We start from the raw sequence: 19,091 nt of genomic DNA on the forward strand, positions 1-19,091 counted from the left end.
GCGAAGACTGACACAGGAAATGGAGGGCTGACACAGGTTATTTCCTGTGTCACCCATCCAGTTGGTGTGTCAGCCACCCACAGATATCCCCAGCCCCGGATTAGCGCCGGGCCGGAGTGCGACTCAGCGGCATGTTGAGTGTATGAACCCGAAGTTGAGCGTGCGGACCGGTGCCAGGGGTGGATGGTTCACCCGTGCGGATGCGATGGAGGCCGGCTACAGCCAGAGCGAGCTCCGGCGGCGGCTGTCTGCCGGCCAGTGGCGACGTCTGACCCGGGACGTGTACGTCGAGCCGGCAGCCTGGCCCGAAGACGAACCCCCGTGGACGCGAAGCGCCCGGCTTCACCGGCTGATGACTCGAGCAGTCATGGCACGCCTGGGTCCCGATGTCGTGGTCAGCCATCAGTCCGCGGCCGTGCTGTACGGGCTTCCGTCCTGGGGACTGGATCTCACCAAGGTCCACGTCACCCGCACCGGGGGCCGACCTCGATCGGACGACGTCGCGGTGGTGCACCGATCCCGGATCGAACTCGACGAGGTCACCGAGATCGACGGCCTGCGCGTCGTCGACGCTGCCCGTGCGATCGCGGAGTCGGCCTGCACCTCGTCGTACGAGCTGGGGGTGGTGCTCGGAGATGCCGCGTTGCATCTGCGACTGACTACTCCCGACGAACTCGTCGGCGCAGCAGATCGGCAGCTCTACCGGTCGGGTTCGTCCGCGGCGCGGGCCGCGGCCCGGTTCGCCGACCGGCTGAGCGAGTCTGTCGGTGAGTCGAGACTGCGCGTCCTGATGGCGAACCAACACCTGCCGCCGCCAACCCTGCAAGCCGAGATACGTGATGATGACGGCCGGCTCATCGGCCGGGTGGACTTCCTGCTGTGCGACCGGTTGATCGTCGAATTCGACGGTGTGCAGAAGTACGGCGAGGCCCAGTCCGCCGTACTGGCGGAGAAATGGCGCGAGGACCGCCTACGTGCACGCGGGTACGGAGTTGTCCGGACGGGTTGGGCCGATCTCGATCGGCCGGAGGCCACCGCCGCACGGATCCGGGCGGCGCTCTGACCGAGGTGAACACAGGATGTGGTGGGTTGGAACACGGAATAACCTGTTCCAACCCACCACATCCTGTGTCACCCCTAGAGCTCGTAGACGGTGAAGATGGTGCAGTAGATGGGTGGGGACTCCAGGCCTGGGTAGTAGAGCCGGCCTGCTTCGTCGGTGATTTTGAAGTAGGCGGTCGAGGCACCTACCTGGGGTGGGGACTGCAGGGTCATCGAGACGGTGACGATGTCGCCTGGTTCGGCGTCCGGTAGGTGTTCTCGGGTGGGAGATCGTAGCCAGCCGGGGGCGCCTGCGGATCCCTGACGCGTGAGCCAGCGGTCATGCCAGGGCCGTACGCCGCTGTTCCGGATCTCCCAGGTCTTCTCGAAGGACTGGTCCCGGCAGACTCGGGTGCCGTCCGGGACGGTCTCGCCGACCAGCTCGGCGCGGTCCTCGGGGTGGTGGTCGATCGGCACGGATCCACCGAGCAGGACGGGCTGCACGTGTCGCCGGAGATCCCGCTGGGACATGTCCCGACCAGCCCGTACGGCGGCGTCCAGCTCCATCATCTGGTTGACCAAGGCCTCTCCGGCGCCGAACGAGGCGTCGTACCACTCGATCAGCTCGCGGCTCGGCTTGGTGTGCCCGCGCTCGACCCGGGACAGATGGCCCTTGTCCCAGCCGGACTCGGCGGCCGCGCGACTGAGCGGCACGCCGGCCGCCTCCCGGAGCTCGCGCATGCGGGAGCCGATCACAAAGCGAGCCTGCGCTGGCCTCACGGTGCACTCCCGGCTGGTCGTTGCCCACTGCGACAACACCGTAACCCTCTGATTCTCTGTAAGTCAGTGCCACTTCGCCACTGGTTGAGCGAAAAGGACAAACACCATGCGTACCGCCCTCTTACGCATCACCGCCCGCGTTTCCGCCATTGCACTGCTCACCGGCGCCGCAGCCCTCGCCACATTGCCCGCCAACGCCGCCACCGGAACGGTCGTCACCGACAGCGGGACCGGGGTCATCATCCGGTCCGGCAATGCGACCAGCTTCGGCTCGGTCGGCACCCAGCCGAACGGTCCGGTCGAGATCGACTGCCAGATCTACGGGCAACCGGTCACCGGCAAGTTCGGCCGCAGCCTGGTCTGGGACCACGTCCCGGGTAAGGGCTTCATCTCCGACGCCTACGTCAACACCGGCAGCTCCGGGCTGGTCGCGCCGCTCTGCGCCAGCAACCCCCGCGCCGACAACGCCATCGCGTGGTACGCCGCGCGCAACGGGTCGACGGCGTACCAAGGTCTCTGCGAGAAGGCGGCCGAGAACTCGTACGGCGCCGACCTCGTCTGGGGGTCCGCGAAGATCGATTGGAACGATGCGGTCGCCCGAGGTGTCGCCCACCGCGGCGACCTGAACCCGCCGAAGGGTGCCCTGGTGTTCTGGGACCTCGCGGCGCCGAACGGACACGTCGGCGTGGCCCGGGGCGACGGCTACTTCTGGGCGACCAGCGTCAACGGCAAGATCGGCCTGGCCAAGCTCCCGTACTTCAACAGCTACCTCGGCTGGGCCTACCCGAATTTCTGAGCCAACCCACCCTGAGCACCCGGACGCGCGTCCGCCCCTCACGCGTCCGGGTGCTCAACCTCTGTCGGGACCAGACGCAGCAGAAATGCACCGGACACGATCCCCTCCACGAACCCCAGTCCCGCGCCGATGCCAAGACACGTCCAGATCGGCAGACCCGGATGCGCGTGCGCGATCAAGGGAACCGCGGCGGCGAACACCACTCCCCCGATGATCCCGGCCAGCAGCGGCGGGCTGGACGCCGGCGGCGCCGACGTGACGAGATCCAGCGATCCGGTGACGAGGCGGAGCAGGACGTAGGGCCCGAACACCATCACCGTCGCCTGGAGCTCGGACGCACGCGTCGAGGCCATCGCTAGCTGGCTGGCGAAGATCGCCACCGCCAGCACGGCGACCGTCAGCCAGCCAGTCGCGCTCGGTGAAGCACGGGGGATCCAGTTCAACGCCGAGGAGATCGCATAAGCACCGAGCCCGGCGACGAGCACCGCGATCGGAACCAATTGCCAGTTCGCCTTGATCAGCGGATCTGACAGCACGACGGCCGTCATCCCGAGCAGCAGGCCGACCCACGGGACGGTGGAGGTTTGCCTCATGGCCCAAAGTTATACGCGGCGTAGGGTTCTACCGACCTCTGCGTGACTGGAAGGTGTTATCCGATCCGGTCCAGCCAGTCGGATACCAGCGCGCGATAGAGCGCGAGCCGACGGACCGGCAGGCCGTGCTCTTCCTGATCGAGTACGGCGTACGTCGCGCGCGGGTAGTCGTCGAGGATCGACCACGCGTCCGCGTATCCGGTGATGGTGTCCTGGCGACCGGTCACGATCAGCGTGGGCACCTCCAGCCGTACGGCGGGGTCCGCGCGCAATGCGTACGTCCGCGGATCGGCCTGGATCCCATCCAGGAAAGGGATGTCCGCGATCTCGTCGACGGCGTCGTAGTACCTGCGGCTCTTCGCCGCAACCGCATCCGTGAACTCGGGTGTCTGATCCAGATACTCGTCGCTCGGTAGCGTCCGCCGTTGCCGATCGGCAATGACTCCAGGGACACGAAGGAGCAACCCGAGGATCCGCGAGGGGTCGCGCTTGACCGCTCCACGAGCGTGCAACGCGCCGGCCGACGTACCGGCCAGCGCGAACGGCGCACCCGCCGCCAGCTCGTCGATCAACTCGAGGATGGCAGCGAGCATGCCGTCCTGGTCGACGATCGACGGATCCGCAGGGGTCTCGCCCGTACCCGGCGGATCGACGTAGATCCGCCGCCAGCCGGCGCGATCCGCGAACACCGGCTCGTGCGTGTCCCGGCCTTCGCCGTTGTCGCCACCCCATCCGGGCAGGAAGAAGATCGGGCGCCCGGTCCCGAAGGATTCGTAATGCACGGCGCCAATCTACGTCCGGCGAGGAGCCTCAGCGGCGCTTTTTCTGCACAGCAGAACCGGGTGGACGTTCCCCCGAACCGCGCTCGATCAGCGCACACGGCAGGATGATCCGCTGCGGCGGACTCGTGTCCGCACCCGAAGCCCGATCGAGCAGCAGCCGCGCCGCGCTGCGGCCGAGCTCGGCGATGTCGGAGGCAACGACCGTGACCGGCGTCGGCAGCATGTCGGCCAGCCGGAAGTCGTCGAACCCCACGACCGCGGGCTCCCGGCCGAGCTCACCCAGTGCCCGCAGCACACCTTCGGTGAGGAAGTTCGTCGAGGCGAAGATCGCGGTCGGCGGATCGGGTCGCAGCATCACCTCGCGCGTCGCCTTCTCCGCGGCCTCGGCGTTGCCCTCGGGCAGCTGGATGACGAGCGACTCGTCGACCTCGACCCCGGCCGTCCGGTAGGCCCGACGGTACCCACGCAGTCGCCGCCCGGTCGTGTAGTACGACGGTGCGAGCAGGATCGCGATCCGCTCATGGCCCTGTGCCAGCAGGTGTTCGGTGGCGAGCCGGCCACCGCCCTCGTTGTCGACCATCACGATGTCGGCGTCGATCCCGGTCGCCGGCCGGTCCAGGAACACCACCGGTACGCCGGCACCCGCGAGGAACGAGTGGTCCCCCTGGTCGGGCACGATCATCAACCCCGCGACCTGGCGGCTGACCAGCTCCTGGATGGCACGCTTCTCGCCCTCCGGGTCCTCGTCGACGCTGCCCAGCACCACGGCGAACCCGGACTGCCCGGCCACCTCGAGCGATGCCTTCGCGATGGTCGCGTAGAACGGGTTGGTCAGGTCGCCGATCACGAGCGCCAGACTCGACGACTTCTTCCCCGGCCGCAGCGCCCGCGCGACCTCGTTGCGCTGGAAGCCGAGCTCGTCGATCGCAGTCCGGACCCGCAGGGCGGTCTCGTCTCGGACACCGTGCCCGCCGTTGACCACCCGCGACACCGTGCCCAGCCCGACCCCCGCCCGGCGGGCGACGTCGATCATCGTCGGACGGGCGGTCTCAACTCTGGGTGGAAACGTTTCGGACACGTGCTTGACTTCCTTTTCCCGACACGGCATCGTCACCCAACAGTAAAGCCTTGGAAACGTTACCGTCCAGGAGGCAGAGTGAATCGTTCTCCTAGCGGAACCAGCACCACCGCACGCCCGCGCAGGAGTGGGCGTGCCGGGATGAGCCGCAACGCCGGCTCCGACGTCAAGGCGGCGTACCTGTTCATCGCTCCGGCGATCATCGGGTTCACCGTCTTCATCGTGTATCCGCTGATCCGCTCGTTCTATCTCGCGCTGACCAAGTACAACGGTCTGACCGACCCCATATTCATTGGCCTGGGCAACTTTCGCCGGTTGTTCACGGTCGACCCGGCGTTCTGGCCGTCGCTGCGGGCGACGGCGTACCTGGTGGTTCTGTACGTGCCGTTGTCGCTGATCCTCGGGCTGGCGCTGGCGATGTTCTGCAACCAGCGGTTCGCCGGGGTCCGGATCGTCCGGACGCTCGCGTACCTGCCCGTCGTGCTGCCGGCGATCGCCACGATCACGTTGTGGAAGTTCATCCTCGATCCACAGGTCGGCCTGCTGAACACGATCCTCGATCGGCTCGGGCTGCCGACCAGCCTGTGGTTGCAGAGCCCGAACCTGTCGATGCCGTCCGTGGTCCTGGTGATGCTGTGGGGCGTCGGCGGCACGATGATCATCTTCCTGGCCGCGTTGCAGGCCGTGCCGACCGAGCTGTACGAGGCGGCCCGGGTCGACGGCGCCGGCCCGTGGGCGGTCTTCTTCCGGATCACGATGCCGATGATCAGCCCGATCATGCTGCTCCAGGTGATCCTGCAGACCACGGCCGCCCTGCAGACGTTCAACCAGCCGAAGATCCTCACCAACGGCGGACCGGGCTTTAGCACCAACGTGCTGATGCTCTCGATCTACAAGAACGGCTTCCCGAACCTGGGCCAGATCCCGCAGCTCGGCTACGCGTCGGCGCAGGTGTGGGTGCTGTTCGTGATCATCATCGCCGTGATCGCCCTGACCGCGAAGTTCACCTCGCTCTGGACATACAGTGACAGCACTTCAGACTGAAACCTCCGCCCTGGCGGCCGAGCCAACACCTCCCCCGAAGAAGAAGCCGCGCCTGGTCGGTACGACGTCCTGGTACGTCGTCGCCCTGTTCATCAGCGCGGTCATGGTCGTCCCGCTGCTGTGGATGATCACGATCGGCCTGAAGAGCCGCACGGCCGTCTTCGACATCCCACCGAAGCTGCTGCCGCACGAGTTCACCTGGAGCAACTTCATCCACGGGCCGCAGGCGATCCACTTCCCCCGCCTGCTGCTGAACTCGACGATCATCACCGCGCTCAGCGTGCTCGGCGGGGTGATGACCGCGATGATGGCCGGCTACGCACTGGCCCGGTTGCGGTTCCCCGGGCGGAAGGTGTGGTTCTACCTGTTCGTCGGGAGCATGTTGCTGCCGGGTGTGGTCGGGTTGATCCCGCTGTTCCAGCTCTACAAGAGCATCGGCTGGTACGACACCTGGCTGCCGCTGATCGTGCCGGCGTTCCTGGGCGGGAATCCGCTGTTCATCTTCCTGGCCAGGCAGTACTTCCTCGCCATCCCGTACTCGATCGACGAGGCCGCCAAGATCGACGGCGCCGGGCACTTCCGGATCTTCACCCAGGTGATGCTGCCGCTGACCCGGCCGGCCTGGATCACGATGGCGATCCTGGCCTTCCAGGCGTCCTGGAACGACTTCCTCAACCCGTTGGTCTACCTGTACTCGTCGAACAAGTGGCCGCTGTCGGTCGGGATGGCGTCGTTCGTCTCGCCGTTCGCCGGGAAGACACCGGACTGGAGCTACTACATGGCCACCAACCTGCTCTACATGCTGCCGCCACTGATCGTCTTCTTCGCCGCGCAGCGCTACTTCATCCAGGGCCTCGGCTCGCTCGGCAGCACGACCCAGAAATAGAGGAGATCTCCTGTGAAACGCGCACTCTTCGTTACTTCGTTGGCCTGCGCCTCGTTGCTGGCGGCAACGGGCTGCAGCGGATCGGATTCCGGTGGGTCGAGCGACGGCCCCACCACCGTGACCGTGATGACGTGGGAGTCGGCCGAGACCAACGCCGCGATCAAGAAGGCACTGGCCGACTTCAAGGAACCGAACATCACCGTCCAGCTGCTCGACACCCCGGCCGGCAACTTCGGTGACAAGCTCGCTTCGCTGACCCAGGCGAAGAAACTGCCGGACCTGTTCTGGTGCGGCAACGACACCGAGCAGCAATACACCTCCCAGGGTCTGCTGGTCGACTGGGCGAGCAAGATCAAGGACGGCGACGGCGACTTCAAGGCCGACCAGTTCGTCCCGTCCGCGATCGAGAACTGGAAGACCTCGGACGGCCTGATGGGCGGCCTGCCGTCGCTGATGAACACGTACGGCGTCTGGTACAACGCCGACGCGTTCACCGCCGCCGGCATCGCGATCCCGAAGTCCGGCTGGACCTGGGACGAGATGTACGCCGCGGCCGCCAAGCTCGCGAACAAGAACGGCGCCAAGTACGGCCTGGTCGCCGACCAACTCACCTCCGGCGACGGCCCGTTCACGATGAGCATGTACTCGGTGTCGGCGGGTGGAGCGCCGTTCACCGACAACGTGAACCACCCGACCAAGGCCGAGGCCGACGCCAAGTACACCGAGGGTGTGCAGAAGCTGGTCGACGCGATCAAGAACGGCTCGGTCGCCCCGCCTGGGTACGACGCGTCGAACGTGCAGTCGTTGTTCTCGGCGGGCAAGGTGCCGATGATGTTCGGCGGTCAGTGGCTCGCTGCCGGGTTCCAGACGGACAAGCCGAAGGTGAAGTACGGGTTCGCGCCGTTCCCGCAGGTGGACACGCCGGCGACGCTGTACGACTCGGTGGGGATCTGCACGCCGCAGTACACGAAGAACCAGGATGCGACGTTCAAGGTGCTCGAGTACATCAACACCAAGGTGTGGGACGCCGTACTGCCCGCATCTCCGGTTGCGCCGCCGGCGTACACCCCGGCGCAGGCGAGCTACTTCGACGCGTTGACGAAGGCGCAGCAGACGACGGTCGTCGACACGGTGAAGGCGGACCTGACTGCTGAGAAGACCGTCGGCGTGCGGTTCACGACGCAGTGGGCCCAGCAGGTCGGAGACCTGACCACGGCGAACTACCAGCCCATCTTGAGCGGGAAGAAGCCGATCTCCGACCTACCGGCCTACATCGACAAGATCAACAACCTCATCAAAACAGCCAGCTAATCCCCATTTGCCTGGCAGACCCAGCAATTTGCCTGGCAGACCCATGAGTTCGGGGGTTCCACACCCACAACACGGGTGTGGAACCCCCGATTTGCTGGGTTGACCAGCCACATTGGGTGGGTTGCCAGGGAAATGGGGTGAGTGGGAATGGGGCAGCTGCGGTCAGACTGCTTGCCAGAGGGAGAGGGCGAAGCGGGCTTCGGAGTCGGTCCACCAGGCGGCCGGTGCGAAGCCCGCTTTGTCCAACTCTGCCTCGACGCGGGGACGGGTGAACTTGGCGGAGATCTCCGTGTGCAGTTCCTCGCCCTCGGCGAAGTCGATCTCGAGATGAACCTCGGGGACCAGCACCCGCATCGCCCGGTCCGCCCGCAGGCGCATCTCGATCCACGCGTTCTCGTCGTCCCAGATCGCGTGGTGACTGAAGGCCTCGACGTCGAAGTCCGCACCGAGCTGACGGTTGATCACGCGCAGGACGTTGCGGTTGAACTCGGCGGTGACGCCGGCGGAGTCGTCGTACGCCGCCACCAGGGTCGCGGGATCCTTGACCAGATCGGTCCCGAGCAGCAGCCACTCGCCGGCCTCGAGCACGTCGTGGATCGAGGTGTAGAAGGCGTCGCGCTCGTCCGGGAGCAGGTTGCCGATCGTGCCGCCGAGGAAGGCGACGATCCGCGGCGGATCGCCCGGCAACTTGTCGAGATGCGCGGTGAAGTCGCCGACCACGCCATGGACCTCGAGCGACGGGTAGTCGGCGTTGATCGCGTCCGACGCTTCCCTGAGCGCGGACTCCGACACGTCCAGCGGCACGAACGTCGTGAGCGTGCCGCCGTCCCGCAATCCGTCCAGCAGCAACCGCGTCTTCTCCGACGACCCGGAACCGAGCTCGACCAACGTGTGCGCCTTGGTGATGGCCGCGATCTCACCGGCCCGGGCCTGCAGGATCTCGCGCTCGGCCCGCGTCGGGTAGTACTCGGGCAGCCGCGTGATCTCCTCGAACAACTCGCTCCCCCGAGCGTCGTAGAACCACTTCGGCGGCAACCACTTCGGGTTCGCGGTCAACCCCGCCCGAACGTCGTCCCGCAACGCCCGCGCGGCGTAGTCCGGCGTCAGATGTACGTCGATCAGGGTCACTGTCGTCCTTCCATCGGAGTGATGTGCAGCGTGGTGGCGGTAGCCACGAGAAGCGATCGATCCGGTACGTCGACCCACTCGCCTGATCCGAAGGGCTCGGAGGCGACGGTGGTGGAGTCGGCCGTACGGCGCACCCGGAGCGAGTGTGTCCAGGTGGTGGCGACGAGCTGCTCGCCGTCGGTGAGGAGAACGTTCAGTCGTGAGCCGGGGGCGACCGCCTCCACCTCCGGTACGACGGAAGCCACGGCATCGGCCGGCGGGACCCCGTCGTACAGGCGGTTGGCGATCAGTGCCCACAGGAGTGCCGAGTCGGTCGGTGCGTCGAGTCGGACCAGGTCGGCGACCGGAAGCCTCTCGGCCAGCTTCAGCGTCGAATCCGGCCAGTCGCGGATGACGCCGTTGTGGCTGAACAACCAGTTGCCATGCCGACTTCCGGCCATGAAGGGCGCGACCGTCGCCTGCCCGTGCGGCATGCCGACTGTCCCGTTCCGGACGGCCGCAAGGACTGCGCCGGAGCGGATCGAGCCGGCCAGGCCGGGGAGGTTCTCGTCGGTCCAGATCGGCACATCCCGCCGGTACCGGACCGGACCGCCGGAGATCGCCGCATCGCCGTCGGGCCACCAGCCGAGGCCGAAGCCGTCGGCGTTGACCGAGCCGCCGCCGCGCATATCGCTCGGCGACCAGCTTTGTTCGTACAGCGAGTGCGACGGCTCCAGCACCAGGGAGCTCAGTGTCACCGGCGGGCCCAGGTAGGCCAGATGGCGGCACATCAGGCGTGCAGCTCCTCAGGGCGGGGATCGCGGGCGCACCGGAAGCCGGCGAAGATCTGCCGGCGGATCGGGTAGTCCCAGTTCCGGAAGGTGCTTCGGGCAACGACCTCGTCGGTGCCGAACGAACCACCGCGGAGGATCTTGTAGTCCGGACCGAAGAAGACCAGCGAGTACTCGTCGTACGGCCAGGCACGGAACCCGGGATACGGCCGGAAGTCGCTCGACGTCCACTCCCAGATGTCGCCGATCAGCTGCTCGACTCCGAGCGGTGAAGCGCCGGCCGGATAGGCGCCGACCGGGGCCGGGCGGAGGTGCCGCTGGCCGAGGTTCGCGTGCTGCGGGCTCGGCGACTCGTCACCCCACGGGAACCGCCGCGTCCGCCCGCTCTCCGGGTCGAACCGCGCGGCGAACTCCCACTCTTCCTCGGTCGGCAGCCGCTTCCCGGCCCACTTCGCGTACGCCTCGGCCTCGTAGAAGCAGACGTGCATCACCGGCTCGGCCAAGGGCAGGCGCTCGCGATGCCCGAACCGCAGCCGCCACCACTCACCGTCGGCGAGCTCCCAGAACCGCGGCCCGACCAGATTCGCCTTCTGGACATGGGCCCAGCCGGTCTCGGACCACCACTGGGCGTCGTCGTACCCACCGGCAAGAACGAAGGCGAGGTAGTCGCCGTTCCTCACCGGCACGGTGTCGATCACGTACGGCGCGACCCGGACGGCATGCGCGGGACGCTCGTTGTCCAGCGCCCAGGGCTCGATCGACGTACCCAGCTCGAAGACACCACCCGGTACGAAGATCTCCTTCCGCGCGATCGTCCGGCCGGCCGGAGGTGGTGGGGCGTCGAGCACCGGCGCACCGGCGCGGAGCTGGTGCGTCGCGAGCATCGTCTCGTCGTGCTGCTGCTCGTGCTGCGTGATCATCCCGAACGCGAACGCGTTGTCCACCAACTCGCGCCCACCGTCGAACTTCACGTGGTCCAGGACATCCATCACCTTGTCGCGGACCGCGGTGACGTAGGCCTGCGTCTCGGCCGGGCTGAGCAGGGGGAGCGCCGGCCGATCCGCGCGCGGATGCATGAAGGCGTCGTACAGCTCGTCGATGTCCTGGCGCACGGGGTCACGACCGCCGACGTCGCGGACCAGCCAGAGCTCCTCCTGGTTGCCGACGTGGGCGTAGTCCCAGACCAGCGGCGACATCAGCTTGGAGTGCTGCTTGACCAGGTCGTCGGTGTCGACCGCGTCGGTGAGTTGCACCGTCCGCGCCCGCGACCGCTCGAGCTGCTCGGCAACGAACGCGCGCAACCCTTCGGCAGACAGTTCCGAGAGTTGGTGATTCATGAGGCTTGCCTTCCTTGGAGGTCTTCGACGATGCGGTGCAGCCGGGTCTCGACCGCTCCGATCAGCTCGGGGTCCACGCCGGTCCGGTCCAGTACTTCGGTGCCCAGCTCCACTACGTCGCGGGCGGCCTGAAGGACCAACTTGTCCTCGAGTCCCGCTCGCGCCGCCGGGAACCACCGGCCGGCGGCGGGCTCGGCCGCGGCCAGCACGCGGTCGATCAGGGCGGGATCGGACAGGAGCGCGGTGAGCAGCAGGGTCGGGGCGATCCACCCGTCGCCCCGCTGCGCGTCGAGGTAACGCACTTCGAGATACCCGCGCGGCCGGACCGGCGGGAACAACGTGGACAGGTGATACTCGAGATCGTCGTACGTCGGTCTGTCGCCGGGCAGCTGTCCGTCCGCCCAGGCGCCGAAGGTCAGTCCGTCCGGAGCGTCCCAACTCTCGCCGCGGCGAAGGCACACCACCGGCGCCTCCATCGCCGTCCGCGCCCACGCGGCCGCCGGGTCGCCGTCGAGTGGAGGTGGTTCGGTGAAGGGTGCGCACGTGCCGAAGGTCGCCTCGGTCCGGGCCGAGGCCCAGCCGGTGTCCGCGCCGGCTCTGCGGCGAGAGTTCGCGAACAGGGCGATCAGCGCGGGCCCGAGATCGTGCAGCGCTCGCCAGCGCTGAGCGGTCTGGGCTTCTTCGCCGGCGTCGAGGCAGACCTGCAGGCCGGCGCTGCTGCACATCATCCGTGGCCCGTGCGGGCCGAGGCGCTGGAACGCGGCCTCCATCGCGGCATAGCGCGGAACAGTGAGGATGCGGCGCGGAGTGCGGTACGCGTCCAGGCCGTAGGCGCCCGGAACCAGGTCCGCTTCGAGGAGGAGAGCCGTCAATTCGGCCGCGTCGGCGGTGGTGTCATCGATCAGCTGCGGGATCGACTCCATCGCCGGGCCGGAAATCTCTACCTGGCCACCAGGCTCCACGGTAACCAGAGCGCCCCGGCCGAGCGGCAGTTGCGGACTGCCTCTGACCAGGGTCGGGGGCGCATGCACGCCCAGGGCTTTGCTCAGTCGGCCGGCGTCGAGGGGCCGGTACGGATCATCCGCATGATGCACGGTCCATTCGATCTCGACGCCGTGCAGACGCGGAGGACCGTGCTTGAAACAGACCATCGCGACGTACCCCTCCGCCTCGGCCCGGGAGCCGATCGGAGTCGTCGCCGGAGAACCACCGGGCGAGGTCACGTCAGCGAACCTAACTCGCGACCCGGGGCCGGACAACCGACGTTTGATTACCCGTCGATGACAGGTGAGGCAGTTGATCAGTCATGCCGACCATGGTTTCCGCTGCCACCGACAGTTTTTGCCGCGGGATCCGTCGTACGGAGGTGCCGGTTCCGCTCTCAGCGAAATCGTGAGCAGGTAGGACAACCGACCTCTTGCCCAAGCCGCCGGCCTACGGGTCTGGGCTCATGGGCAAGTCGCCCCTCGATACGTCACCCTGTGGCTATGCGCACGTTCCCGTTCGAGGCACCGGCCTGGCGAGTAGCCGTGGTGGTCGGGCTGCCGGCCGGTCTGGTGATGGTTCTTCTCGACCGGTTCGTCCTGGAGACCTCGTGGGTCGAGGCTTTGGTGACGGGTGTGGTGTTCGGGGTTCTGATCGGTGGCCTGCTGCTGCTCGCGGGGCGTCGGCAGCGCAGTTTGATCGCCACCGCGGCGGGCGGCGTCCCACCCGCCACCCTGGCTGCGGCTACCCGCGCCGCTGTCCGCGGCCCAGTGCCAGCGGATCCGCAGGTGCGGACCGCGGCACTGGCGATCGCCACCAAACAACTCAAAGTTCTCCAGCGACCGTATGTCCGCATTCTGTGGATCACCACGGTCAGCCTCGGCGCGGTGTGCACTGTCCTCACCGCCATCGACGGCTACGGGTGGCACGCCCTCATTCCCGCCGTCGGGACGCTGGCGGTCGCCTCTCAACTGGACAACGTTCGCCGGCTACGTGCCCGCATCCGCCTCCTGTCCGCCGACGTCCCCGCTTGAGCCACTCGGTCAGGTCACGGTGAAGTCTGTCGTGGTGGTGGCTTTGGAGCCGCTGTCGGTGATCACGGCGACGGTCAGGTGGTATTTGCCTGCCGTCTTGAGGGCGTCGCGGAAGCTGAACATGGTGAAGCCGCCGCCCTGACAAGCCGTGCCTCGGGTGGTCTGGAGGACGGTTGCTCCTCGCTTCAGCGTCCAGGTTGGGTAGCAGCCGCGGAACAGGGCGCGTCCGGTGTCGTCGAACACGTCGGCGTTGGCTCCGGGATCGGATCCGGCGCGCCACTCGTTCGGTCCGATCTTTCCGTTGGACCCGATCCGGATCGTGATCGCGAGGGCGCCCGGGACCGCCGGTGGGACGGTGGTCTCGCCGGTCGTCGGGGTTGTTGGCGACGGTGCTGTTGGTGACGGTGTTTCGGTGACGGTCACGGTGCTGGTGGCGGTGGTTGTTGCGGTGACCGTGCTGGTGGCCAGGACTGTGGTCGGCGGTGGTGCCGGGTTGATGGCGTTGGGTAGTACGTCGGCCTGCCCGAGGCCGACCGTGAGCGCGCCGCCGATAAGCGTGAAGACGGCGGGGATCGCCGCGATCAGCGCCGGGTGTCGATGCCAGGCGTACTGCCGCTTCGCATCCGGATTCTCGCCGGCCTTCTGCTGGCCGGGCTTCTGCTGGGACGGCGTCTGTGCGCCTGGATTTTGGGCGCCTGGATTTTGGGCAGGCGCGGGTGTCTTGCTCTGGACCACTGTGGTTCCCCCCACGTGACAGGTTCGTACTCGGCGGCCCCCCAGCCACCGGTTGTGATGCTCAACCATGGACCAAAACGGTGAGCGCGTCCACAGCGGAGAGTGACGAGTTAGGGTGCGGGCTATGGCGGCTCTGGCGCGGTGGCATGTCGGTCCGTGGACCACGCGGGCGACGTTGCCTGGCGAGCCGTTCGAGCCGGGGGTTCGGCGTACGCCGGATGAGCTCAACTTCGACGTAGTCGGGTTGTCGCGAATCCTCGGGCGGCGGCAGGCGCTGGGCGAGGAGATGCTGGTACGACGGTGCCAGGGCGAGCTCCGGCCGACCGATCCCCGGCCGTGTGGGGTGCAGACGCTGACCGAGCCGCTGGCTGGTGAGCTCGCGGAGTTGGCCGATGAGGCGTTCGAGTGGATCGCTCGGGCGGCGCCGGCGGGCTACGAGTTCGTCCGGTCCGATGCGGTTGAGCTTCGGCCGCTTCTCGACCTCGACGCCGAGGTGATCGCACTCGAGGCCGTCGTCCATCACTCAGGAATGGAGCTGCCTGCGGCGCGGCTCGCGGCGGCTCACGTCAGGCGGTCTGCCGGCGGAGGCTGGTACGCCGGTGATGCGGTCTGCAACTGGTCCGGTCCCCACACCACATCCGAGGCTGCGGTTGCCGCCGTACAGGCTGCTCGCTCGGTGCTGGTCGATCAGCTGCGAGCGGCGGGCCGCGCGGACCTCGCCGCCACCGCAGCTCGCTGGGCGGCGATCCCGATCGAGCCCGCTTAGGCGGACTGGGTGAGGGGCGGGGCCGGGTGGTTGAGCAGGTGGCGTTCGAGGAAGTCGAGCTCGGTCTTGACCACGGTTTCGTGGGATTCCAGGAACGGGGAGTAGTGGTTGCCGGGGACCCGCAGCACCTCGGCGTTCGGGGTCTGGGCGGCAGCCTTGAGGGTCGGGGCCGCCAGAGCTGACTTGTCGTCGTCGCACACGACGTACAGGAGTGGGCAGCGGACCTGCGGCGCGTACTTCGCGGGCCGGTAGAACACCGCGGGCAGCACCGACCGTGCGGCGATCGCCTGCTGCCAGTCGGGATACTTGTTGCCGGGGTTGAGAACCTCGTTGCCCAGTAGGGCATCCGGGGTGTTGAGCAACGCAACCGAGCCGCGTGGTGCGGCCAGCGGGACGAGCTTCGGCGTACGACCGAACCAGCCGCCGACTGTGTCAGCGACGCTTCGGCCGATCATGCGTACGGCGACCGCCGGCGTCTGGTAGCGGGACGCATTGCGAGTGACCACCGGGCCGTCGACGTTCGCGGACTGGGCGATCGCCGCGCTGACGCCGGGGTGCTCCGCGGCGAGCTGAACCATGTATCCCCCGCACAACGAGAACGACCAGATCGCGACGCGGTCGACCCCTGGCAACGTCGCCGCGAAGTCGATCGCGGCCCGCCAGTCGTCCAACTGATCCTTGATCCGCGCCACCTGCCGCGGCTCACCACCGCTCTCCCCCAAGTGCCGGTGATCAAACGCCAACACACTGAACCCCGCCGCGTGAAACCGCTCCGCGAACCGATCTGTCCCAGGCTCCTTGGTCACCCCGAACCCGCCGCCCATCACCACACACCCACCGTTGCTACCGGCGTAGTACCAAGCAGCACAACTCCCGAACCACCTTTTCTCACGCATACTCCAAAGTGAACCACTCGGTTCGCAAACTGTCTACGGCTACACCGGGGCGAGAAGGCGAGTGCCGCGGAGCGGTGTCGTTTGGGGGGTTAGGTGGATTGTTCGTGGTTGAGGGCTCTGAGGAGGGCGGTGAAGCCTTCGGTGGGGGGGTTGTGGCTGGTTCGCCATTCGATCAGGAAGCCTCGGAGGGTGGCGAGGATCAGGTGGGCTACCTCGCGTTTGCGTTGGTCGGGCCAGGCGGGTGGGCAGATCGCGAGGAGGGCGGGGAGGTACTGGGCCGAGGCTGAGCGGGCCAGGTCGGCGTAGCGGGCGGCGTCGTACATCGCCAGGCCGATTGCCTGGTCCAGGACCCAGGACTCCTCGGCGATCAGGCCGGGCCACATCGACTCGACTCGGTCGGACAACGAGCGGTCGGGTGGGCCGGCGGTGGCAGCGGCGACGGCTCGGGTGATGCGGCGTTCGCGGAGTTGGAGGACGGCCTGGGTGAGCAGGTCTTCGGGTCCTTCGAAGTGATACAGGAGCACCTTGTGCGTCGTACCGGCAGCGCGGGCGGCGCGGCGCAGCGAGAAGTCGACGAGGCCGTTGACCCCGAGGTCGTCGGCGACCCGGTCGAGCAGCTCCCGCCGGCGCGCTTCACCCCGCGGTGACTTCGCCGACCGCCGATACCCCGCGCGTTCCTCCGTCATCCGGACAGTATCCAGTCACCTTCGCCGGCGCCGGCGCCGGCGCCGACAACCTCGGTGAAGCCCGCCACGAAGTAACCGACACCGTACGGCGCGGCGTCGTACAACAACTCGCCCGTCAGCCCCGTCGACTCCAGCGCCCCGGCGAGGACCTGCCAGGGCGCACGACCGGCGGCTTGGAGAGTGGTCGCCAGATCCGGATCAAGCGCGGCCAGTACCTCCAGATCCACGTCCTGTAAGGCTTTCGCGACCGTCGCATCGAAGATCTCGGCCCGCGGATGCAGGTGAACCGGTGCATGATCACTACGCCGCGCCGATCCGTCGCCCATCACCAGCAGCCCGACCCGTTCGTTGCCCTCGGCAATCTCCCGCCCCAGCTCCAGACACCGCGCCGGTGACGCATCGGCGGCCACGGCGATCGACGTACGCCGAAGCTCGGCAACCTTGCTCTGCGACACCAGCCACGCCCCGACCAGCAGCGATAACGGCAGCACCGGCTCGCCTTCGCCGACGCGCACCTCGGGAGCGCCGTACGGACCGAAGCTCCCGCCGGCCGACGCGTCGTACGACCCATCGACCGGTCCCGAGCCGACAATCACCAGCCGGTCGGCCGCAGTGAGCAGGTCAAGCGCACGCAGGCAGGCAGCCCGGAGAGGATCGAGCTCAGCCGCCGCACCGAACGCCAACGAAGGAACGATGATCGGCGGATGCGGACAGACCGCGGCAGCGACAACAGGCACTAGCCGCGCCCGTGCCGCAGGAAGAGGAACCCTTCGTCGGTGGAGAGCACATGGATCAGCGCCAACGGACGCGCCTCGGTCGAAGCCAGACCGTCCGTGATCCGGCGCGCCCCCGGCCCGGCAAGCAGCGGAGACACCGTCAGGCACAGCTCATCCACGAGGTCCGCCGAGGTCAGCGACCCGAGCAGATGCGGCCCACCCTCACACAGAATCTGCTTCAGCCCACGCTCGACCAGGGCCTCGACGGCCGCGGTCAGATCAACCTCGTCCTCGCCACACACCAATACGTCGGCGACCTCCGCGAGCGCCTTCCGTTGATGATCCGGCGCCGCCGCACACGTGATCACCATCGCCCGAGCCGGCGCCTCGGTGAACACCGGACTGTCCGCGGCCAGTTCGAGTCGCGCCGAGACCACGGCCAGGGTCGGGTTCTCGGCGAGCCCTTGCTCGGCTCGCCAGGTACGTCGTTTGGCCCCGAGCCGGAGTCCGCCGTACCCCTCCGCGCGGAGCGTGCCGGCGCCGACGAGCACGACGTCGGACAGCATCCGCAGCCGGCCGAGCATGTTCTGGTCGTCCTTGCTGGACAGGCCGCCGGACAGACCCTCCAGCGTCACCGCGCCGTCGAGGCTGGTGACGAAGTTGGCCCGCAGCCGCGGCACCGAGCGGTCCGCCACCGTGTAGGCGGCGATCAGCTCGTCCTCGGTCAGCTCGGTCCAGCTGGCAGCATTCCGGATCACACCAGGCTCCTTCGGGTATACGCAGGCGTCGCCGACTTCCGCAGTACGGCGATCAGGTCCAGAGCTTGCCGTACTCCGGCCACGTCGTGGACCCGGAACACGCGGGCACCGAGCCACGCCGCGACACTCACCGCGGCGAGGGTGGCCGGGCCACGGCGGGCCGACGGCAGGTCGAGCGTCTCGCCGAGGAAGTCCTTGTTGGACATCGCGATCAGGACCGGCCAGCCGGTGGCCGCGAGTTCGTCGATCCGGCGGGTCAGCTCGAGCGAGTGCAGCGTGTTCTTGCCGAAGTCGTGGGTCGGGTCGATCACGATGCCGTCCGGGCGGACGCCGGCCGCGATGGCCCGCTCGGCGAGCGCGGTGGTCGTGCGGATCACGTCGGCCACGACGTCGTCGTACGCCATCCGGTGCGGGTCGGTCCTGGGCTTGAGGCCGCCGACGTGGCTGCAGACCAACCCGGCGCCGGTCGCGGCCGCCGCTGCCGCGAGATCGGGATCGTGACCGGACCAGGTGTCGTTGATCAGGTTTGCGCCGGCCTCACCAACCCGGCGGGCGACGCCACTGCGGAACGTATCGACGCTGATCAGGAGCTCCGGGTGCCGCGCCCGGACGGACGCGACGAAGTCGACGGTACGACGAAGCTCCTCGGTCTCGTCGACGGGTTCGCCGTACCCGGCCTTGACGCCACCGATGTCGACCAGATCCGCACCGTCGGCGACGGCCTGGTCGATCGCGGCCAGCGCCGCCTCGGTCGCGTACGTCGTCCCGCCGTCGAAGAACGAGTCCGGGGTCCGGTTCACGATCGCCATCACCGCGAACTCGCCCGGCCCGAACGACCGCTCGCCGAGCGTCAGCGTCCCCGTGGGCTCCTGAGTCACGCCCCGACTGTACGACGCCGATCCCCGGGAATCGCATTCCTAGTGACGGCGGTCCCCATATCCTATAGGATCCGAACCGAACGTCCGCCCAC

General features: G+C 67.9%; 21 protein-coding genes. 7 read left to right on the top strand and 14 right to left on the bottom strand.

Annotated features, from left to right (window positions below; genetic code table 11):
- Positions 1-142: 142 nt before the first annotated feature.
- Positions 143-1,063 (top strand): type IV toxin-antitoxin system AbiEi family antitoxin domain-containing protein, encoded by a 921-nt coding sequence (locus tag ACWF4Z_RS18210; protein WP_452244229.1) that lies wholly within the window; start codon positions 143-145, stop codon positions 1,061-1,063.
- Positions 1,064-1,137: 74 nt separating this feature from the next.
- On the opposite strand, the gene ACWF4Z_RS18215 is transcribed toward ACWF4Z_RS18210, so the two are convergent.
- Positions 1,138-1,797, bottom strand: a complete 660-nt coding sequence (locus ACWF4Z_RS18215; protein ID WP_452244230.1) for an NBR1-Ig-like domain-containing protein — start codon at positions 1,795-1,797, stop codon at positions 1,138-1,140.
- A gap of 130 nt (positions 1,798-1,927) precedes the next feature.
- Between ACWF4Z_RS18215 and ACWF4Z_RS18220 the strand changes: the two genes are divergently transcribed.
- Complete coding sequence (locus tag ACWF4Z_RS18220; RefSeq protein WP_452244231.1) at positions 1,928-2,617, top strand: CHAP domain-containing protein; 690 nt, start codon at positions 1,928-1,930, stop codon at positions 2,615-2,617.
- A gap of 38 nt (positions 2,618-2,655) precedes the next feature.
- Here ACWF4Z_RS18220 and ACWF4Z_RS18225 read toward each other — a convergent pair whose 3' ends face one another.
- From ACWF4Z_RS18225 to ACWF4Z_RS18235, 3 genes are read right to left on the bottom strand one after another with little or no spacing between them, the layout of a single operon-like run.
- On the bottom strand, positions 2,656-3,210 hold the full coding sequence (locus ACWF4Z_RS18225) for a hypothetical protein (protein ID WP_452244232.1): 555 nt from the start codon (positions 3,208-3,210) through the stop codon (positions 2,656-2,658).
- Between the two features lie 56 nt (positions 3,211-3,266).
- Positions 3,267-3,992, bottom strand: a complete 726-nt coding sequence (locus ACWF4Z_RS18230; protein WP_452244233.1) for an alpha/beta fold hydrolase — start codon at positions 3,990-3,992, stop codon at positions 3,267-3,269.
- Between the two features lie 28 nt (positions 3,993-4,020).
- On the bottom strand, positions 4,021-5,070 hold the full coding sequence (locus tag ACWF4Z_RS18235; protein ID WP_452244234.1) for a LacI family DNA-binding transcriptional regulator: 1,050 nt from the start codon (positions 5,068-5,070) through the stop codon (positions 4,021-4,023).
- Between the two features lie 141 nt (positions 5,071-5,211).
- On the opposite strand from ACWF4Z_RS18235, the gene ACWF4Z_RS18240 reads away from it, so the two are divergent.
- The 3 genes from ACWF4Z_RS18240 to ACWF4Z_RS18250 are packed head-to-tail and all read left to right on the top strand — an operon-like array spanning position 5,212 to position 8,311.
- Positions 5,212-6,114 carry a carbohydrate ABC transporter permease gene (locus ACWF4Z_RS18240; RefSeq protein ID WP_452244235.1) on the top strand — a complete coding sequence of 301 codons (903 nt, stop codon included), beginning with the start codon at positions 5,212-5,214 and terminating at the stop codon, positions 6,112-6,114.
- On the top strand, positions 6,095-7,000 hold the full coding sequence (locus ACWF4Z_RS18245) for a carbohydrate ABC transporter permease (protein WP_452244236.1): 906 nt from the start codon (positions 6,095-6,097) through the stop codon (positions 6,998-7,000). Before ACWF4Z_RS18240 ends, ACWF4Z_RS18245 begins: the two co-directional genes overlap by 20 nt.
- A 12-nt stretch (positions 7,001-7,012) precedes the next feature.
- Positions 7,013-8,311, top strand: a complete 1,299-nt coding sequence (locus ACWF4Z_RS18250) for an ABC transporter substrate-binding protein (protein ID WP_452244237.1) — start codon at positions 7,013-7,015, stop codon at positions 8,309-8,311.
- A 162-nt stretch (positions 8,312-8,473) separates the two neighbouring features.
- On the opposite strand, the gene egtD is transcribed toward ACWF4Z_RS18250, so the two are convergent.
- The 4 genes from egtD to ACWF4Z_RS18270 are packed head-to-tail and all read right to left on the bottom strand — an operon-like array spanning position 8,474 to position 12,769.
- Positions 8,474-9,439: an L-histidine N(alpha)-methyltransferase gene (gene egtD, locus ACWF4Z_RS18255; protein ID WP_452244238.1), complete on the bottom strand. Its 966-nt coding sequence runs from the start codon at positions 9,437-9,439 to the stop codon at positions 8,474-8,476.
- Positions 9,436-10,209, bottom strand: coding sequence for an ergothioneine biosynthesis protein EgtC (egtC, locus tag ACWF4Z_RS18260; protein ID WP_452244239.1), 774 nt, complete (start codon positions 10,207-10,209; stop codon positions 9,436-9,438). Before egtC ends, egtD begins: the two co-directional genes overlap by 4 nt.
- Entirely contained in the window at positions 10,209-11,546 is a 1,338-nt protein-coding gene (gene egtB / locus ACWF4Z_RS18265) for an ergothioneine biosynthesis protein EgtB (RefSeq protein ID WP_452244240.1), read from the bottom strand. Before egtB ends, egtC begins: the two co-directional genes overlap by 1 nt.
- On the bottom strand, positions 11,543-12,769 hold the full coding sequence (locus tag ACWF4Z_RS18270) for a glutamate-cysteine ligase family protein (protein WP_452244241.1): 1,227 nt from the start codon (positions 12,767-12,769) through the stop codon (positions 11,543-11,545). Before ACWF4Z_RS18270 ends, egtB begins: the two co-directional genes overlap by 4 nt.
- Positions 12,770-13,033: 264 nt before the next feature.
- On the opposite strand from ACWF4Z_RS18270, the gene ACWF4Z_RS18275 reads away from it, so the two are divergent.
- Positions 13,034-13,564: a hypothetical protein gene (locus ACWF4Z_RS18275; RefSeq protein WP_452244242.1), complete on the top strand. Its 531-nt coding sequence runs from the start codon at positions 13,034-13,036 to the stop codon at positions 13,562-13,564.
- 9 nt (positions 13,565-13,573) lie between these two features.
- Here the strand turns inward: ACWF4Z_RS18275 and ACWF4Z_RS18280 are convergent, their stop codons facing one another.
- Positions 13,574-14,299: a hypothetical protein gene (locus tag ACWF4Z_RS18280; RefSeq protein WP_452244243.1), complete on the bottom strand. Its 726-nt coding sequence runs from the start codon at positions 14,297-14,299 to the stop codon at positions 13,574-13,576.
- Between the two features lie 124 nt (positions 14,300-14,423).
- On the opposite strand from ACWF4Z_RS18280, the gene ACWF4Z_RS18285 reads away from it, so the two are divergent.
- Positions 14,424-15,065 (top strand): hypothetical protein, encoded by a 642-nt coding sequence (locus ACWF4Z_RS18285; protein WP_452244244.1) that lies wholly within the window; start codon positions 14,424-14,426, stop codon positions 15,063-15,065.
- On the opposite strand, the gene ACWF4Z_RS18290 is transcribed toward ACWF4Z_RS18285, so the two are convergent.
- From ACWF4Z_RS18290 to folP, 5 genes are all read right to left on the bottom strand, one after another.
- Complete coding sequence (locus tag ACWF4Z_RS18290; RefSeq protein ID WP_452244245.1) at positions 15,062-15,961, bottom strand: alpha/beta hydrolase; 900 nt, start codon at positions 15,959-15,961, stop codon at positions 15,062-15,064. The genes ACWF4Z_RS18285 and ACWF4Z_RS18290 overlap by 4 nt on opposite strands.
- A gap of 89 nt (positions 15,962-16,050) precedes the next feature.
- On the bottom strand, positions 16,051-16,647 hold the full coding sequence (locus ACWF4Z_RS18295; RefSeq protein ID WP_452244246.1) for a TetR/AcrR family transcriptional regulator: 597 nt from the start codon (positions 16,645-16,647) through the stop codon (positions 16,051-16,053).
- On the bottom strand, positions 16,644-17,384 hold the full coding sequence (locus ACWF4Z_RS18300) for a class III extradiol dioxygenase subunit B-like domain-containing protein (protein WP_452244247.1): 741 nt from the start codon (positions 17,382-17,384) through the stop codon (positions 16,644-16,646). Before ACWF4Z_RS18300 ends, ACWF4Z_RS18295 begins: the two co-directional genes overlap by 4 nt.
- A complete protein-coding gene (locus ACWF4Z_RS18305) occupies positions 17,384-18,121 on the bottom strand; it encodes a pyrimidine reductase family protein (RefSeq protein WP_452244248.1) in 738 nt (245 codons plus the stop codon). The genes ACWF4Z_RS18300 and ACWF4Z_RS18305 overlap by 1 nt, the downstream gene beginning before the upstream one ends.
- The gene (gene folP / locus ACWF4Z_RS18310) at positions 18,118-18,999 is read right to left on the bottom strand and encodes a dihydropteroate synthase (RefSeq protein ID WP_452244249.1); all 882 of its coding nucleotides are present in this window, start codon (positions 18,997-18,999) and stop codon (positions 18,118-18,120) included. The genes ACWF4Z_RS18305 and folP overlap by 4 nt, the downstream gene beginning before the upstream one ends.
- Positions 19,000-19,091: the final 92 nt, after the last annotated feature.

The sequence above is a fragment of the Kribbella sp. NPDC055071 genome, assembly GCF_053608045.1.

Excerpts from the sequence above, each read along its gene's own strand:
- ACWF4Z_RS18210 (WP_452244229.1), top strand. The coding sequence starts at position 143 with ATGAACCCGAAGTTGAGCGTGCGGACCGGTGCCAGGGGTGGATGGTTC.
- ACWF4Z_RS18220 (WP_452244231.1), top strand. The coding sequence starts at position 1,928 with ATGCGTACCGCCCTCTTACGCATCACCGCCCGCGTTTCCGCCATTGCA.
- ACWF4Z_RS18225 (WP_452244232.1), bottom strand. The coding sequence starts at position 3,210 with ATGAGGCAAACCTCCACCGTCCCGTGGGTCGGCCTGCTGCTCGGGATG.
- ACWF4Z_RS18240 (WP_452244235.1), top strand. The coding sequence starts at position 5,212 with ATGAGCCGCAACGCCGGCTCCGACGTCAAGGCGGCGTACCTGTTCATC.
- egtC (WP_452244239.1), bottom strand. The coding sequence starts at position 10,209 with ATGTGCCGCCATCTGGCCTACCTGGGCCCGCCGGTGACACTGAGCTCC.
- egtB (WP_452244240.1), bottom strand. The coding sequence starts at position 11,546 with ATGAATCACCAACTCTCGGAACTGTCTGCCGAAGGGTTGCGCGCGTTC.
- ACWF4Z_RS18275 (WP_452244242.1), top strand. The coding sequence starts at position 13,034 with ATGCGCACGTTCCCGTTCGAGGCACCGGCCTGGCGAGTAGCCGTGGTG.
- ACWF4Z_RS18285 (WP_452244244.1), top strand. The coding sequence starts at position 14,424 with ATGGCGGCTCTGGCGCGGTGGCATGTCGGTCCGTGGACCACGCGGGCG.
- ACWF4Z_RS18290 (WP_452244245.1), bottom strand. The coding sequence starts at position 15,961 with ATGCGTGAGAAAAGGTGGTTCGGGAGTTGTGCTGCTTGGTACTACGCC.
- ACWF4Z_RS18295 (WP_452244246.1), bottom strand. The coding sequence starts at position 16,647 with ATGACGGAGGAACGCGCGGGGTATCGGCGGTCGGCGAAGTCACCGCGG.